Here is a 15,964-nt window from a genome sequence, read left to right as displayed (position 1 = left end):
CCGCCCGCGGCGCCGGCGCCGGGGAGATCGGCCCCGGGAACATCGACGCGGGGGAGAGCGGCGCCGGGGAGATCGGCCCCGCCGTTCCCGCCGGCGAGCAGCCGCGCCCACCGGGTGAGCCCGGCTTCCAGCGCCGCGACCTCGCCCGGGCCCGCACCCTTCTGCGGGCCGTAGACCGCGGCGGCGCCGTGCGGACCCAGGAGCGGGTTGTCGACGTCGCAGGCCAGCACGAGCTCGACCGACCGGAGCCGCGGGTCCAGCCCGGTCAGGTCGACGCGCGCGGCCCGGGCCAGTGCGCCGCCGCCGTCGGCCACCGGGGCGCCGGCGACGTCGAGGAACCGGGCGCCGAGGGCGGCGAGCAGGCCCGCCCCGCCGTCCGTGCAGGCGCTGCCGCCGATGCCGAGGACGACGGTCCGGGCGCCGGCGTCCAGCGCGGCCGCGACCAGCTCGCCGGTCCCGCGGCTGCTCGCGCCCGACGGGTCCGGCCCGTCCGGGAGCAGGGCGAGGCCCGAAGCCGCGGCCAGCTCGACGACCGCGACCCCGTCCCGCACCGCGATGGCGGAGTCCACCGGCTTTCCGGTCGGTCCGGACACGGTGACCGGGACGCGGGCGAACCCGGCGGCGAGGGCGGCCGCCAGGGTGCCCTCGCCGCCGTCGGCGACCGGCAGCTCGCGGGCCTCGCGGCCGGCCGCGCGGAGACCGGCGGCCAGGTGGGCCGCGGCCTCCGCCGCCGTGAGCGAGCCCTTGAACTTGTCCGGCGCGACCAGCACGAACCCGCTCACGGGAGCGGGATGGTCGCCGTCGGGGCGTGCTCGCGGGTGGTGGCGAGCTCCTCGAACTCGGTGATCGCGTCGAGGTCCTGCCCCATCGCGATGTTCGTGACCCGCTCCAGCACGACCTCGACGACCACCGGCACGCGGTGCAGCCGGGCCAGCTCCTGCGCGCGGGCGAACGCGCCGGGAAGGTCGGCCGGGTCCGTCACGCGGATCGCGTTGCAGCCCAGGCCCTCCGCGACCTTGACGTGGTCGACGCCGTACTTGTCCAGCTCCGGCGAGTGGATGTTGTCGAAGCCGAGCTGCACGCAGTAGTCCATGTCGAACCCGCGCTGCGCCTGTCGGATCAGCCCGAGGTAGGAGTTGTTCACGACGACGTGCACGTACGGCAGGCCGAACTGCGCGCCGACCGCCAGCTCCTCGATCATGAACTGGAAGTCGTAGTCGCCCGAGAGCGCGACCACCGGGGCGTCCGGGTCCGCGACCCGCACGCCGAGCGCCGCCGGGACGGTCCACCCGAGCGGCCCCGCCTGCCCGCAGTTGATCCAGTGCCGCGGCCGCTGGACGTGCAGGAACTGTGCACCCGCGATCTGACTGAGCCCGATCGTGCTGACGTAGCGGGTGTCCGGGCCGAACGCCTTGTTCATCTCCTCGTACACCCGGTGCGGCTTGATCGGGATGTCGTCGAAGTGGGTGCGGCGCTGGAGGGTCCCCTTGCGCTCCACGCACTCCCGCACCCACTCGGCGCGGCCGGGCAGCGTCCGCTCCCGGGCGGCCTCGAGCATCCGGCGCAGGAACGCGCCGGCGTCGGACACCACGCCGTAGTCCGGGGCGAAGACCCGCCCGATCTGGGTGGGCTCGACGTCGACGTGCACGAAGCGCCGCCCGCGCCGATACACCTCCAGCCCGCCGGTGTGCCGGTTGGCCCACCGGTTCCCGATGCCCAGCACGAGGTCCGAGGCGAGCAGGGTCGCGTTGCCGTAGCGGTGCGAGGTCTGCAGCCCGGCCATGCCGGCCATCAGCGGATGGTCGTCCGGGATCGCACCCCAGCCCATCAGCGTGGGGATGACCGGGACGTCGAGCAGCTCGGCCAGCTCGACGAGCTCGGCGCAGGCGTCGGCGTTGACGATCCCGCCGCCGGCCACGATCACCGGCCGTTCGGCGGCCGCGAGCAGGTCCAGGACCTTGTCCGCCTGCGCGCGCGTCGCCTCCGGCTTGTGCACCGGCAGCGGGGCGTAGGTGTCCGGGTCGAACTCGATCTCGCCCTGCTGCACGTCGATCGGCAGGTCCAGCAGCACCGGCCCGGGCCGCCCGGAGCGCATGAGGTGGAAGGCCTGTGCCAGGGCGCCGGGCACCTGGGCGGGCTCGCGGACGGTCATCGCCAGCTTGGTGACGGGCGCGGCGACGGCGGCGATGTCGACGGCCTGGAAGTCCTCCTTGTGCAGCTTCGCGACCGGTGCCTGCCCGGTGATCGCGAGGATCGGGATCGAGTCGGCCATCGCCGAGTACAGTCCCGTGATCATGTCGGTGCCCGCGGGACCGGAGGTGCCCACGCAGACACCGATGTTGCCGGCCTTCGCCCGGGTGTAGCCCTCGGCCATGTGCGAGGCGCCCTCGACGTGCCGCGCGAGGACGTGGGTGAGCGTCCCGTCCTTGCGCACGGCGTCGTAGAACGGGTTGATCGCGGCACCGGGCAGGCCGAACAGGTGCGAGACGCCCTCCGCCCGCAGGATCGCGACGGCGGCGTCGACGGCACGCATCCTCATCGGGTCCTCCCGGAGAGCTGCTCGACCTGCAGCAGCAGCGCGCTGTGGTCGAGCCCGCCGTGCCCCTGAGCCCGCAGCGACCCGACGAGCTGGGCGAGGTGCGCGCCGAGCGGGATCGCGACGCCAGCCTCCCGCGCCGAGGCGGTGACGATGCCGAGGTCCTTGTGGTGCAGGTCGATCCGGAAGCCGGGCGCGAACGTGCGGGCGCGCATCGTGGCGCCCTTCCGCTCGAGCACCGTGCTGCCGGCGAGGCCGCCGCCGAGCACCGCGAGCGCGGACTCGGTGTCGACCCCGTGCGCCTCCAGGAACACGAGCGCCTCGGCGACGAGCTGGATGTTCCCCGCGACGATCAGCTGGTTCGCGGCCTTCACCGTCTGCCCCGCACCCGACGGGCCGACGTGCACCACCGTCCTCCCGACGACGTCGAGGAACGGGCGGGCCGCGGCCACGTCGTCGGGCTCCCCACCGACCATGATCGACAGGGTGCCCTCGACCGCGGCGGGCTCGCCGCCGCTGACCGGTGCGTCGACCGGGCGGATGCCGCGCTCGCGCTCGGCGTCGGCGATCCGGCGGGCGACGTCCGGGCGGATCGTGGAGCAGTCGAGGTGCAGGGTGCCCGGCTTGGCGTGCGCGAGGATGCCCTCCTCGCCGAACACGAGGCCCTCGACGTCCGGGCTGTCGGGGACCATCGTGATCACGACGTCGGCCTCGCGGACCGCGTCGGCGGTGTCGGTGGCGGCGCGCCCGCCGCGTTCGACGAGGACGTCGACGGCCAGCCGGGACAGGTTGTGGCCGACGACGTCGTGCCCGGCCCGCACGAGGTGCGCGGCCATGGGGCCGCCCATGATGCCGAGGCCGATGAAGGCGATCGTGGTCCTCTGGGCGGTCTTCTGCGTGTTCTGCGTCGTCTGCCGTGTCGTCTGCCGTGTCGTCTGCTGTGTCGTCTTGCGGGGCGCGGTCATGCGTCTTCCTCTCCGAGCCACGCGAAGTCCGGTCGCGTGGGGACGTACTCGAGCGCGGTCCGGCCGCGGTAGCCGGCGGTGTGCAGCGCGGTGAGCAGGTGGGCGAAGTCCAGCTCGCCGGTACCGGGCTCGTGGCGGCCCGGTGCGTCGGCCAGCTGGACGTGGGCGATGCGGTCGGCGTGGCGGGCGATCACGGCGTCGAGGTCCTCGCCGTTGACCGCGAGGTGATAGAGATCGGCGAGCAGGCCGAGGTTGGGCGCGCCGACCCGGTCGAGGACCTCGACGGCCTGCGCGGCGGTGCGGATCGGGTAGCGGTCCGCCCCGCTCAGCGGCTCGACCACCACGGTCGCGCCGATCCGCTCGGCCTCCTTCGCGGCGTGCGCGAGGTTCTGGTCGGCGAGCTCGTCCTGCCCGGAGCTGCCGTCGATCCGGTTGCCGTACAGGGCGTTGAAGATCCGGGTGCCGAGCCGCTCGCCCAGCCCGACGGCCACGGCGACGGAGTCGCGGAACTCCTGCTCCCGGCCGGGCCAGGAGGCGAGCCCGCGGTCGCCGGCGGGCATGTCGCCGGCCGCGACGTTGAGCCCGACGAGCTGCACGCCGGCCTCCTCGACCGCCCGGGCGAAGCGGTCCACCTCGGCGTCCGAGGGCGCGGCGGTGGGGAAGGGCCACCAGAACTCGACGGCGTCGAACCCCGCCTCGGCGGCGGCCCGCGGCCGCTCGAGCAGGGGCAGGTGGGTGAGCACGATCGAACAGTTGAGGGCATGACGAAACGTCACGAGAATTCCTCCGGGACGTTCGCACTATGGAACCATAATGCGATTTCGAGGGTGGTTTGAGCGCGTCAGGGAACCACAATGCGCTCCGGAGCCGGTCTGGAAGCGTTATGGAACCATAACGCGATTCGAGGGCAGGCTCAGAAGCGTCATGGAACCATGATGCGAGTCGAGGACGGGTCCGGAAGCGTTATGGAGCCACGACGCCTTCTACTGCGCGGAATCCCAGCGGGCCCGCAGGTCGGCGCGGCCGCGCTCGGTGGGGGTCCCCCACAGCCGTACTCGCGAGAGGCCGCCGTCCGGGAAGATGTCGAGCCGTACCTCCGTGACGGCCGGCCGGTCGACGAGCACGAACCGGTGCCGGGTGTCGGGCTGCAGCGGGGTGTCCAGCAGGTCCTGCCAGGCGCCCTCCCCGCTGCGGCCGCGCAGGACGGCCGAGCCGGGCGCGTTGTGGAGGAAGTACGAGGTGTCGATCTCGGCCAGGGCGATCCGGCCCTCGGTGCCCAGGCCGATCTCGACCCAGTCGTGGCCGGCGTCGCGGCGCCGGGCGGTCTCCCAGCCCTCGCCCATCGAACGGGCGGGCCCGGGCAGCAGCAGGTTGTGCGGACTGCTGTAGAAGCGGTTGGACACGTCGCGCACGTGCCCGCCGTTCTCGATCGCGGCAAGGTCCACGGTGCCGAGCACGTCGAGCAGCGCCGGCTCCGGCAGGGCCTCGCCGTGCACGCGCAGCCGGGCCACACCGCCGTCGGGCACGATCCGCAGCCGCACGTGGGTCACGCGGCGGTCGCAGCGGACCTCGAAGGCGTTCTCCGAGTCCCCCTTCAGCGGCGAGAGCGGCACGAGCTCGAACCAGGTGCTCCCGTCGGCGGAGCCGTCCACCGCGCCCTCCGGCGGGTAGTTGCCGGTGAACCAGGTCGTGTCGATCACGACCCGCCGCACGACTCCGGGCGCGCCGAGCCGGACCACGGCCTCGTCGTGCCCGGGCGATCGGCGCCGGCGGGTCTCCCAGCCGTCGTAGACCTTGCCGCGGTGCCCGAAGGTGCTCGGGTCGAAGGTCGGTGGGCCGGGGACGATCAGGTTCTCCTTGGCGGCGAAGGACTCGTCGGTCGCGGACACCACGCTGCCGCCGAGCGTGCGCAGCGCGAGGTCGGGGTGCATCAGGCGTCTCCTCTGCCGATCAGCCGGCCCCGGGGCGGGCCGGGCCGGTCGTGGTCCACCCGCTCGCCGCGCAACCAGGTGCCGCGGACCACGCCGTGCAGGGTGCGCCCGGCGTACGGGGTGGTGGGGTGGCGGTGAGCGAGCGGGCCCACCGTGAACGTCTCGTCGGGGGCGACCACCGCGAGGTCGGCCGCGGCGCCCGGGGCGATGCGGCCCTTGTGGCGCAGGCCGACCAGGTCGGCCGGTGCCGTCGCCATCCGCGTGACGACGTCGGCGAGCGACCAGCCGCGCCGGCGCGCCTCGGTCCACACCACCGCCAGCCCGATCTGCAGCGACGCGATGCCGCCCCAGGCCGACCCGAAGTCGCCGGTGCCCTTGAGCTCGGGCGTGGCGGGCGAGTGGTCGCTGACCACCAGGTCGATCACCCCGTCGGCCAGCCCCTGCCACAGGGCGTCGCGGTTGGCCTCCTCGCGCACGGGCGGGCAGCACTTGAACCGGGTGTCGCCGTCGGGCACCTCCTCGGCGGTGAGCGCGAGGTAGTGCGGGCAGGTCTCCACGGTGACCCGCACGCCGTCCGCGCGGGCCTCGGCCAGCAGCGGCAGCGCGTCCGCCGAGGACAGGTGCACCACGTGCACCCGGGCGCCGGTCTCGCGGGCCGCGCGGAGCAGTCCGGCGATCGCCGAGTCCTCCGCGGCGCGGGGCCGGGAGGCGAGGAAGTCCCGGTAGCGGCGGCCGTGGGCCTCGCCGACCAGGGCACCGTCCTCGGCGTGGGCGAGCAGCAGGCCGTCGAACACGGCCAGCTCCCGCATCGCCCCCCGCGGGTCCGGCAGCGCCGGGAACTCGGGGACGCCGCTGTCGAGCAGGAAGCACTTCACCCCGAACACGCCGGCCTCGTGCAGCGCCCGCAGCTCCGGCTCGTTGCCCGGGATCGCGCCGCCCCAGAACCCCACGTCGACGACGCACTGCCCGTCGGCCGCCTTGCGCTTGACCTCCAGCGCCGGCACGTCGACGGTCGGGGGCAGGGCGTTGAGGGGCATGTCGACCAGCGTCGTGACGCCGCCTGCCGCGGCCGCCCGGGTGGCGGAGGCGAATCCTTCCCACTCGGTCCGGCCGGGCTCGTTGACGTGCACGTGGGTGTCGACCAGGCCGGGGACCAGGACCTCGTCCGCGGCGAGCCGGACCTCGGGGGCGTCGACCGGAGCGTCCGGGGGGAGGATGGCCTCGATCCGGCCGTCGTCGACCAGGACGGCGGCGGGCCGCTCGGCCCCGTCGACGACCGCGCGGGGCGCGCGGAAGACCGTCCTCACGACCGCCCCCGGTAGGCCCGCCAGCTCGCCAGCTCCGAGATGTCGGTGCGGGGCGCCGGATGCCCGGCGCGCAGCACCATCGCGAGCGACCCGGAGCCGTCGGCCAGCTCGACCACGCCGAGCTCCAGCCCGTCGGGTTCGCCGGGCAGCAGCACCTCGCGGAGCTGCGCGTACGTCATCTCGTAGACCTCGCCCTCGACGGCGGCGCTCCCGCCCTCCTCGAGGGCCGGGTACCGGCCGTCGACCGCGTGGAAGCGGTAGCGCGGCGCGGTCCGGGTGCGGGCGACCAACGTCGCGTCGCCCACGAGGTGGTGGTCGGCGCCGCCGGACATGGCGGTGCCGTTGAGGAACATGCGGGGCATTGCGCACCTCCGGTGCCCGTGGGCGGCGAGTGGTGCCGGAGCACCCCTCGCCGCGCACGGCTGTGCTAGAGGGTGATGTGCTCCGGGCGGATGGGGACGCGGCGCAGGGCCCTGCCGGTCGCGGCCCGCACGGCCGCCGCCACGGCGGGGCCGGACGAGATCGTGGGCGGCTCGCCCACCCCGCGGACGCCGTAGGGCGCGTGCGGGTCGGCGTACTCCAGCACCTTCACCTGCATCGGCGGCATGTCCAGGATGGTGGGGATCAGGTAGTCGGTGAACGACGGGTTCTTCACGTACCCGTCCGTCACCACGACCTCCTCCATCAGCGCCAGGCCCATGCCCTGCGCGCTGCCGCCCTGGATCTGCCCGACGACGGCATCGGGGTTGAGCGCCCGCCCGACGTCCTGCGCGGTGTCCAGCGCGACCACCTTGACCAGCCCGAGCTCGGTGTCGACGTCGACCACGGCGCGGTGCGCGGAGAAGGCGTACTGGACGTGCGCGTTGCCCTGCCCGGTCTCCGGGTCGATCGGGAAGGTCGGCCGGTGCCGCCACTCGACGGTCTCCTCGACCGGCTCGTCGAGCACCTCGACCAGGCCGGCGACGACCTCGCCGGACCCCGCGACGATCTTGTCGCCCTCGAGCCGGAGGTCGCCGCGCCGCAACGACTCCGCGGCCCGCCGCAGCACCGAGGCGCGCACCGCCTCGCAGGCCGCCTTGACGGCCCCGCCGGTGACGTAGGTCTGGCGGGAGGCCGAGGTCGAGCCGCCGGAGCCGACCGAGGTGTCCTTGGGGTGCACCACGACCTGCTCCACACCCAGCTCGGTGCGGCAGATCTGCTGCTCGATCGTGATCAGGCCCTGCCCGACCTCGGCCGCCGCGGTGTGCACCGTGGCGACGGGCTCACCGGCGACCACCTCGAGCCGCACGCGGGCGGTCGAGTAGTCGTCGAACCCCTCGGAGAACCCGACGTTCTTGTAGGTCACCGCGTACCCGACCCCGCGCACGACCCCCTCGCCGTGCGTGGTGTTCGAGACCCCGCCGGGCAGCTCGCGGATGTCCGGGTCCGCCGGCCGCTCGGGCGGCAGCGGCAGGTCCCGCACCGTCCGGATCAGCTCGGCCACCGGCGCCGCGGAGTCGATCACCTGGCCGGTGATGTTGCGGTCGCCCTCGCGCATCCCGTTGCGCGCCCGGATCTCCACCCGGTCGACGCCGACGCGGTCGGCGAGCTCGTCCATCAGCGCCTCGTGGGCGAACGCGGCCTGCACGCACCCGAAGCCGCGCATCGCGCCGCAGGGCGGGTTGTTCGTGTAGACCCCCCGGGCGTCGACGTGCACGTTCGGGATGCGGTAGGGGCCCAGCCCCAGCGTGCCGCCGTTGCCGACGACCGCGCCGGTCGAGGAGGCGTAGGCGCCGCCGTCGAACAGGATGTCGGCCTTGGCGTAGATCAGCTCGCCCTCCTCGGACGCGCCGAACTCGTAGCGCAGCCAGGCCGGGTGCCGGTGGACGTGCCCGAAGAAGGACTCGTCCCGGGCGTAGCTCATCTTCACCGGCTTGCCGGTGCGCAGCGCGAGCAGGCAGGCGTGGACGTGCATCGACAGGTCCTCGCGGCCGCCGAACGCGCCGCCCACGCCGGCGAGGGTGAGCCGGACCCGCTCGGGCGGCAGGCCGAGGACGCGGCAGACCTGGCCCTGGTCCACGTGCAGCCACTGGGTGGCGACGTAGAGGTCGACGCCGCCCTCGCCGTCGGGCACCGCGAGCCCGGACTCCGGCCCGAGGAAGGCCTGGTCCTGCATGCCGACCTCGAAGTCCAGCGCCACCACGACGGGGGCGGTGGGGGCGGGGTCGCCGCGCCGGATCGTCATGGCCCGCACCAGGTTGTCCTCGCGGGAGGCGTGCACGAGCGGGGCGTCGGCGTCGAGCGCGCGGCGCGGGTCGGTGACGGCCGGCAGCACCTCGTAGTCCACGACGATCCGCTTCGCGGCCCGCCGCGCGGTCTCGGGGTGGTCCGCGGCGACCAGCGCCACGGGTTCGCCCTGGTAGCGGACCACGCCGTCGGCCAGGGCCGGGGTGTCGAGGTGCTCGAGACCCACGGCGTTCTCACCGGGCACGTCCGCCGCGGTCAGCACCGCGGACACGCCCGGGACGCGCAGCGCGTCGGTGACGTCGATCGAGCGGATCCGGGCGTGCGGGTGCGGGCTGCGCAGCGTGACGCCCCAGACCATGTCGTCGTGCCACAGGTCGGAGGAGTAGGCGAACTCGCCGGTGACCTTGAGCGTGCCGTCCGGGCGCAGCGGGGAGTCGCCCAGCCGTCCGGCGCCGGTCGTGGTGGTGCTGCGGCTCTCGGTGGAGGTCATGACGCCTTCTCCAGCAGGGTGCGGTGGACGCGGGCGCACTCGCGCGCCACGGCGTCCGTGTCGACGGTGACCACCCGGTCGTGCTCGACGACCGGGCGGCCGTTCACCAACAGCAGGTCCAGGGGTGGCGGCGAGCCGAGTACGAGCGCCGCGACGGGGTCGGCGACGTCGGCGTGGCCCAGCCCGTCGAGCCCCCAGAGGGCAAGGTCGGCGAGCTTGCCGGCCTCGATCGAGCCGATCTCGTCCTCCCGGCCCAGGACGCGGGCGCCGCCGAGCGTGGCAAGCTCCAGGGCGTCCCGGACGGTCAGCGCGGTGGGGCCGCCGACGGCGCGGGCGAACAGCACCGCGTGCCGGACCTCCTCGAGCAGGCTGCCGGCCTCGTTGCTCGCGGCGCCGTCGACGCCGAGGCCGACGCGGGCTCCCGCATCGCGCAGGTCGCGGGTGCGGGCGATGCCCGCGCCCAGCCGGGCGTTCGACGACGGGCAGTGCGCGACCCCGGTCCGGGTCGCGCCGACCCGCTTGACCGCGGCGTCGTCGAGGTGGACGGCGTGGGCGAACCACACGTCGTCGCCGGTCCACCCCAGGCCCTCGACGTACTCCAGCGGCGAGCAGCCGAACCGCTCGCGGCAGAAGTCCTCCTCGTCCAGGGTCTCGGCGAGGTGGGTGTGCAGCCGGACGCCGCGCCGCCGGGCCAGCCCGGCGGACTCGCGCATGAGGTCGCCGGTCACCGAGAAGGGCGAGCACGGGGCCAGCGCGACCTGCCGCATCGAGCCCGGCGAGGCGTCGTGCCAGCGGTCGATCGCGGCCTCCGACGCGGCCAGCACGGCGTCCCGGTCCTCGACGACGTGGTCCGGGGGCAGCCCGCCGTCCTTGCGGCCCAGGTCCATCGACCCGCGGCACGGGTGGAAGCGCAGGCCCACCTCGGCGGCCGCACGGATCTCGGCGGCGAACACGTCGCCGCCCTCGCGCGGGAAGACGTAGTGGTGGTCGGTGCTGGTGGTGCACCCGGTGAGCGCCAGCTGGGCCAGCGCGCCGGTGGCACCGGTGTGCACGGCGTGCTCGTCGATGCCCGCCCACACCGGGTAGAGCGTGGTGAGCCACTCGAAGAGCGTCGCGTCGACCGCCAGGCCACGGGTGACCCACTGGTAGAGGTGGTTGTGCGTGTTGACGAAGCCGGGCGTGAGCAGGCCGCCGCGGGCGTCGACCACCCGGTGGCCCTCGCGGTCCGGCGCGGGACCGGGCCCGACGCCGGTGATCCGGTTTCCCTCGACGACGACGTGCCCGCCGGCGATCTCCGCGCCGGTCACGGTCACGACGTGGGCGTTCTCGATGATCACCGGGCACGCTCCGCGGCGGCCGCGCGGACCGCGTCGAGGATCTTCTCGTAGCCGGTGCAGCGGCACAGGTTCCCGGCCAGCGCCTCGCGGATCTCCGGGTCGCTGGGCGTCGGGTTGCGGTCCAGCAGGTCCTTCGTCGACATCAGGAAGCCGGGGGTGCAGAACCCGCACTGCACGGCGCCCTTCTCCACGAACGCCCGCTGCACGGGGCCCAGCTCGTCCCCGTCGCGCAGCCCCTCGACCGTGGTGACCTCGCGGCCCTGCGCCTGGCCCGCGGCGACCAGGCACGAGCAGACCGGGACACCGTCCAGGTAGACCGTGCAGGAGCCGCACTCGCCCTGCTCGCAGGCGTTCTTCGAACCGGGCAGGCCGAGCCGCTCGCGCAGCGCGTAGAGCAGGCTCTCGCCCTCCCAGACGTCGTCGGCCTCGCGGCGGGTGCCGTTGACCGTCAGCTCGATCCTCATGCGGCGCTCCGGTTCTCGTCGCGGTAGGAGTCCCAGGCCCAGGTCGCGGCGCGGCGCGCCATGACCGACAGGGCGTGGAGGCGGTACGCGGCGCTGCCGCGCACGTCGTCGATGGGGGCCGCGGCGTCGCGGACGCGGCGGCCGAACTCGGTGGCGAGCCCCTCGGGCAGCGGGCCGCGGGAGTCCCACAGCCCGGCGGCCTCGAGCTCGCCGGCCAGGAACGCGGCGGCCTCGGGGGCCGGGCGCGGGGTGGGGGCGGCCGACCCGATCCCGGTGCCGACCTCGCGGCGGTCCGGGTGCAGCGCGAACCCGAAAGCGGACACCGCGATCACCATGGCGTTGCGGGTGCCGATCTTGCAGAACTGCTGCGGCCCGGCGGGCGGGGTGATCCGTACGGCGGCGATGAGCTCGTCGGGCTCCAGCACGCTGCGCTTCACACCGGTGAAGAACTCGGCGACCGGCACGATCCGGGTGCCGCGCACGGAGGCGATCTCCACCTCGGCGAACGCGGCGAGCAGCGCCGGGTGCGAGTCGCCGGCGGGCGAGGCCGCGCCGAGGTTCCCGCCGACGGTGCCGCGGTTGCGGATCTGCGGTGACCCGACGGTGCGCGCGGCCATCGCCAGGCCGGGCAGCGTGCCGCCGAGCTCGTCGATGACCCGGCTGTAGGTGACGCCGGCCCCGAGCCGGATGCGGCCCCCGTCGGGCGACCACTCCTGCAGCTCGGGTACCCGGGTGAGGTCGAGCAGGGCGGCCGGGCGCCGGTGGTCGAAGTTGAGCTCGACCATGACGTCCGTGCCGCCCGCGACGGGCAGGGCGTCGGGGTGTGCCGCCTTGGTCTCGAGGGCCTCCGCCCAGGAGGTCGGCGCCAGGAAGTCCATGGCAGGAAGTACACCGTCGGCGGCCCGCCGTCAGTAGTCGCCGCCGCGACGAACCCGTGGCGGTCCCGGGCGGCGCGGTTGTACGTTCCTCCAATGCTGCTGCGTGACCTGGTCGGACGGCCCGACCTGAAGCTGCGGCTGCTGCACGGCGACGAGGCGGCACTCGGGCGCCCGGTGCGCTGGGTCTACACCACCGACCTGCCCGATCCCGGGCGCTACCTCTCCGGCGGCGAGCTGGTGATCAGCGGGCTGGTGTGGCGGACGAGCGGGGCGGACACCGAGCGGTTCGTCGGCGCGCTGGCGCGGGCGAAGGTGGCGGCGCTGGCCGCCGGGGCGGCGGTGTTCCACGGGATCCCGGACGACGTCGTCGAGGCCTGCCGCCGGCACGACGTCCCGCTGCTCGAGGTGCCCGAGGAGATCTCGTTCGCGGCGGTGACGGAGTACGTCGTCGGCTCGGTCACCGCGGCGCGCGGCGACCGGCTCGCGGTCACGGTGGGCCGGCAACGCCAGCTGCTGGCCGCGGTGGCGAGCGGGCTGGGGCTCGACGAGCTGACCGCGCAGGTGGGGGCCGGGATCGGGTTGACCTGCCGGGTGTTCACCGCGACCGGGCGGGCGCTCGCGGCCGGCCCGGAGCCGCTGCCCCCGGCCGAGCTCGACGCCGCCGTCCGGACCTTCCTCACCGCGGACCGGCTGCCCGCGGTCACGCCGGGCCCGCCGCGGACGGTGTTCCCGGTGGGACCGTCGTCGGAGCTGCGGACGACGTCGTGGTTCGTGGCGGTCGACGGCGCGCGGCCGGACTGGGACCAGGAGACCGTCGAGGCGGTCGGCGAGCTGGTCGCGATCGCCGCGCTGGACCGGGCCCGGCGCAGCGAGGGCCTGCGGGTCGCGCGGGACATCGCCGACGACGCGATCGCGCTGGTCGCGGAGGGGGCGGGGGAACGGCCGGAGCTGCCGGTGCGGCTGCGGCAGGCCGGGCTCGACCCGTCGCTGCCGCTCGCCGTCGCCGTGGCGGGGTTCAGCGGGCCGGGGCGGGTGGAGACCGCACGCTCGGTCCTGGTCGACGCGGCCGCGCACCTCGGGCCGCCGGTCGTCGGCACCCACGAGGGGCTGGCCGTCGCCCTGGTGCCCGGGGACACGGCGGTGCTCGACGCCGCGCTGGCCCGCCTCGAACCCGGCCTCGGGGCGGAGAAGCTCGCCGTCGGGGTGAGCCGGCCCGCCGCGCTCGCCGCCCTGACCGGGGCGCTGCAGGAGGCCGTGCACGCGCGGACGCTCGCCCAGCAGCGCCCGGGTGCGGTTGCCGTGGTCACGGCGGCGGAGGTGACCTCGCACGTCGCCCTGCTCGCCGCCGTGCCCGACGACGTCCGCCGCACCTTCGCCGACCGCGTCCTCCGCCCGGTCCTGGCCTACGACGAGCGCAACGCGGCCGGCCTGCTGGAGACGCTCGAGGCGTTCCTGGACTGCTCGGGCTCGTGGAGCCGGGCCGCGGAGCGCCTGCACCTGCACGTCAACACGGTGCGCTACCGGATCGGGCGGGTGGAGGAGCTCACGGGCCGCAGCCTCGCCGACTTCCCCGACCGGGTCGACCTCTTCCTCGCCCTGCGCTCCCGCTGACGCAGTAGGGAACCTCAGTGCTCGAATCGCGCCGGCATGTTCGCGTTATGGAACCAGAGTGCGGAAATCGGGCCCGGATGCGCGCGTCCTGGTTCCCTGATGCAGGTCGGTCAGGGCAGCACGACGACGCGCTGCGGCTCGCCCAGCTTCTGGTGCAGCGTCTGGAGCGCCTTGTCCGCCTCCTCGAGCGGGAAGCGGTGGGTGATCGAGCGGCTCAGGTCGAGCCGGCCCGCGGTGATCAGGCCGAGCACCGAGCGGATGGACGCGGTGGTGAATCCGTAGCTGCCGAGCACCTGCAGCTCGCGGCGGACGAACACGCTCGGCGGCGGCAGGACGATCGATTCCGGTCCGATCCCGCAGACCACGAGACGCCCGCCCGGCCGGAGCAGCTCCGCGGCCGCCGCGATGCTGTCGGCCCGGCCGACGAACTCCGCGGCGACGTCCACCCCGGTCCCACCGGTCGCCGCCAGCACGGCCTCCGCGGCCTCGGCCCCGGGCTCGAGCACGAGATCGGCGCCGGCCTCGGCCGCCCGGGTGCGCTGCGACGCCCGCGGGTCGACGGCGATCACCGGCGAGGCCCCCTGCAACCGGGCGATCTGCACCGCGTGCAGGCCGAGCCCGCCCGCCCCGACGATCGCGACCGCCTCGCCCGCGCGGACGCGGGCGACGTCGGTCAGCGCGTGGAACGGGGTGGCGACGGCGTCGGTGACGATGGCGCCGACCTCGAACGGGATTTCGTCGGGCAGGGGCAGCAGGGCATCCGCCGGGACCGCGACGAACTCGGCGAGCCCACCGTCGCGATGCACCCCGACCAAGCTGCGGCTCGCGCAGATCGACGCGCGGCCGGCCAGGCACTGCGGGCAGGTGCCGTCGGTGAGCAGGGCGTTGACGACCACCCGTTCGCCCACGCGCGGGCCCGGCACGTCCGGCCCGGGCTCCGCGACGGTGCCCGCGATCTCGTGTCCGAGGGTGATGGGCAGCAGCCCGACCGGGCTGCCCTCGATCGCGAAGTGCACGTCCGAGCCGCAGACCCCCGCGGCCCGGACCTGGACGAGCACCTCGCCGGGCCCGGGCTCGGGCCGCGGCACGGCTTGGGGGGCCAACGGCCGATCCGCTCCGTGGAACCGCGCCGCGCGCATCGTCCCGGGCATGGGTCACCTCCGCGTCGAGCCGCCGTGGCGCGGAGATGGTCGCCCGTGGCGGAGATGAGGGCCAGTACGCAGTTCTGCCACTTGCGCCCGGCCGACCGCCTGCATCATGTGAACCATAGTGCGCGAAATCCGGGCCTGAATTCGCACTGTGGGACCATAACGCGCACGATCCGGGCCTGAATTCGCGTCATGGTTCCACGATGCCCGGTCAGTCGCGGGTGACCGTGGCCTGGATGAGGCCGTAGGGGCGGTCGGCGGCGTAGAAGACCTCGTTGTCGTTGGACAGGCCGAAGGGGGCGAGGTCGACGGCGAAGTGGTGCTTGTTGGGCGCGGAGAGGGAGATCTCGGTGATCTCCGGGTGCGACTCCAGCACCGCCTTCCCCATCTCCCACAGGGTCTGCTGCAGGGCGAGGGAGTGCACCGTGGCGAAACGCTCGAGGAGGATCCGCCGCACGTCGGCCCAGGTCTTGTCCCAGTCCACGGACCAGTCCGGGCCCGTCCCCACGTAGGTCCACTCCGCGACGAGCGAGGTGGACATGATCCGGTCGTGGGTCTCCTCGAGGGTCGTGTACGGGTCGGTGAGGAAGCCGGCGAACTCCGAACCGGTGGACTTGAGCAGCACCAGGTCCCGCAGGCCCGACACCACCCGCTCGCCCTCGGCGGAGACCTCCACGACCGTCGTCCGGATCTCCGACTCGCGGCGCACCCAGGTGTGGTCGTGCCCGCGCCCGTCGACCGGCACCCGCTCCCAGGTGTGCTCGTCGACCGCGATCCGCGCCCCCTCGACCGGCTCGACGTCGACGACGAAGTGCCGGGCCAGCGTGAGCGCGTAGTCCTCGATCTCGCGCAGGCCCTTCTGCTTGGCGTAGGCGTAGCAGGTGTTCTTCTGCGTGTCGGTCGGCAGCACCCGGGACTGGTCGCCCGCCAGGTGCGCCGCGGCGAAGTCGCCGCGCAGCGCGGTCGTCACGGTGACGTCGCGGATCTCGTGCCGCGCCGTGTCCCGGTAGATCCGCACCACGCGGTTCTCCGCCTTGCCGTAGTCGTTGGCGCCCAGCCTGATTCCCATGT

General features: G+C 74.7%; 14 protein-coding genes. 1 reads left to right on the top strand and 13 read right to left on the bottom strand.

Annotated elements, in window-relative coordinates; translation table 11 throughout:
* The 11 genes from ACFQH9_RS20450 to ACFQH9_RS20400 form a co-directional block, all read right to left on the bottom strand.
* Positions 1–782 (bottom strand): glycerate kinase (locus ACFQH9_RS20450; RefSeq protein WP_379567839.1); only part of this gene is annotated, 782 nt, incomplete at its 3' end.
* Complete coding sequence (gcl, locus tag ACFQH9_RS20445) at positions 779–2,539, bottom strand: glyoxylate carboligase (protein ID WP_379567837.1); 1,761 nt, start codon at positions 2,537–2,539, stop codon at positions 779–781. The genes gcl and ACFQH9_RS20450, both read right to left, overlap by 4 nt.
* Positions 2,536–3,501 (bottom strand): 2-hydroxy-3-oxopropionate reductase, encoded by a 966-nt coding sequence (locus tag ACFQH9_RS20440; protein WP_379567835.1) that lies wholly within the window; start codon positions 3,499–3,501, stop codon positions 2,536–2,538. The genes gcl and ACFQH9_RS20440 overlap by 4 nt, the downstream gene beginning before the upstream one ends.
* On the bottom strand, positions 3,498–4,277 hold the full coding sequence (locus tag ACFQH9_RS20435; protein WP_379567833.1) for a hydroxypyruvate isomerase family protein: 780 nt from the start codon (positions 4,275–4,277) through the stop codon (positions 3,498–3,500). The genes ACFQH9_RS20440 and ACFQH9_RS20435 overlap by 4 nt, the downstream gene beginning before the upstream one ends.
* 207 nt (positions 4,278–4,484) lie before the next feature.
* The gene (alc, locus tag ACFQH9_RS20430) at positions 4,485–5,432 is read right to left on the bottom strand and encodes an allantoicase (RefSeq protein ID WP_379567831.1); all 948 of its coding nucleotides are present in this window, start codon (positions 5,430–5,432) and stop codon (positions 4,485–4,487) included.
* Positions 5,432–6,739: an allantoinase AllB gene (gene allB / locus ACFQH9_RS20425; RefSeq protein ID WP_379567829.1), complete on the bottom strand. Its 1,308-nt coding sequence runs from the start codon at positions 6,737–6,739 to the stop codon at positions 5,432–5,434. The genes alc and allB overlap by 1 nt, the downstream gene beginning before the upstream one ends.
* Positions 6,736–7,101, bottom strand: coding sequence for an allophanate hydrolase-related protein (locus ACFQH9_RS20420; RefSeq protein ID WP_379567827.1), 366 nt, complete (start codon positions 7,099–7,101; stop codon positions 6,736–6,738). The genes allB and ACFQH9_RS20420 overlap by 4 nt, the downstream gene beginning before the upstream one ends.
* Before the next feature lie 65 nt (positions 7,102–7,166).
* A complete protein-coding gene (pucD, locus tag ACFQH9_RS20415) occupies positions 7,167–9,455 on the bottom strand; it encodes a xanthine dehydrogenase subunit D (protein WP_379567825.1) in 2,289 nt (762 codons plus the stop codon).
* The gene (locus ACFQH9_RS20410) at positions 9,452–10,792 is read right to left on the bottom strand and encodes an 8-oxoguanine deaminase (protein ID WP_379567823.1); all 1,341 of its coding nucleotides are present in this window, start codon (positions 10,790–10,792) and stop codon (positions 9,452–9,454) included. Before ACFQH9_RS20410 ends, pucD begins: the two co-directional genes overlap by 4 nt.
* On the bottom strand, positions 10,789–11,256 hold the full coding sequence (locus tag ACFQH9_RS20405) for a (2Fe-2S)-binding protein (RefSeq protein WP_379567821.1): 468 nt from the start codon (positions 11,254–11,256) through the stop codon (positions 10,789–10,791). Before ACFQH9_RS20405 ends, ACFQH9_RS20410 begins: the two co-directional genes overlap by 4 nt.
* Positions 11,253–12,134 (bottom strand): FAD binding domain-containing protein, encoded by an 882-nt coding sequence (locus ACFQH9_RS20400; protein WP_379567819.1) that lies wholly within the window; start codon positions 12,132–12,134, stop codon positions 11,253–11,255. Before ACFQH9_RS20400 ends, ACFQH9_RS20405 begins: the two co-directional genes overlap by 4 nt.
* 93 nt (positions 12,135–12,227) lie before the next feature.
* Here ACFQH9_RS20400 and ACFQH9_RS20395 point away from each other — a divergent pair, with 93 nt between their 5' ends.
* Complete coding sequence (locus ACFQH9_RS20395; RefSeq protein ID WP_379567817.1) at positions 12,228–13,745, top strand: PucR family transcriptional regulator; 1,518 nt, start codon at positions 12,228–12,230, stop codon at positions 13,743–13,745.
* Between the two features lie 110 nt (positions 13,746–13,855).
* Here the strand turns inward: ACFQH9_RS20395 and ACFQH9_RS20390 are convergent, their stop codons facing one another.
* Both ACFQH9_RS20390 and pucL read right to left on the bottom strand, forming a co-directional pair.
* Entirely contained in the window at positions 13,856–14,848 is a 993-nt protein-coding gene (locus ACFQH9_RS20390; RefSeq protein WP_379567815.1) for a zinc-binding dehydrogenase, read from the bottom strand.
* 256 nt (positions 14,849–15,104) lie between these two features.
* On the bottom strand, positions 15,105–15,962 hold the full coding sequence (gene pucL / locus ACFQH9_RS20385) for a factor-independent urate hydroxylase (protein ID WP_379567813.1): 858 nt from the start codon (positions 15,960–15,962) through the stop codon (positions 15,105–15,107).
* Positions 15,963–15,964: the final 2 nt, after the last annotated feature.

Source organism: Pseudonocardia lutea (assembly GCF_042658055.1).
In the GTDB taxonomy this organism is placed as follows: Bacteria; Actinomycetota; Actinomycetes; order Mycobacteriales; family Pseudonocardiaceae; genus Pseudonocardia; species Pseudonocardia lutea.
The sequence above is the reverse complement of the archived record's forward strand: the minus strand, read 5'-3'. Positions and strand labels throughout refer to the sequence as shown.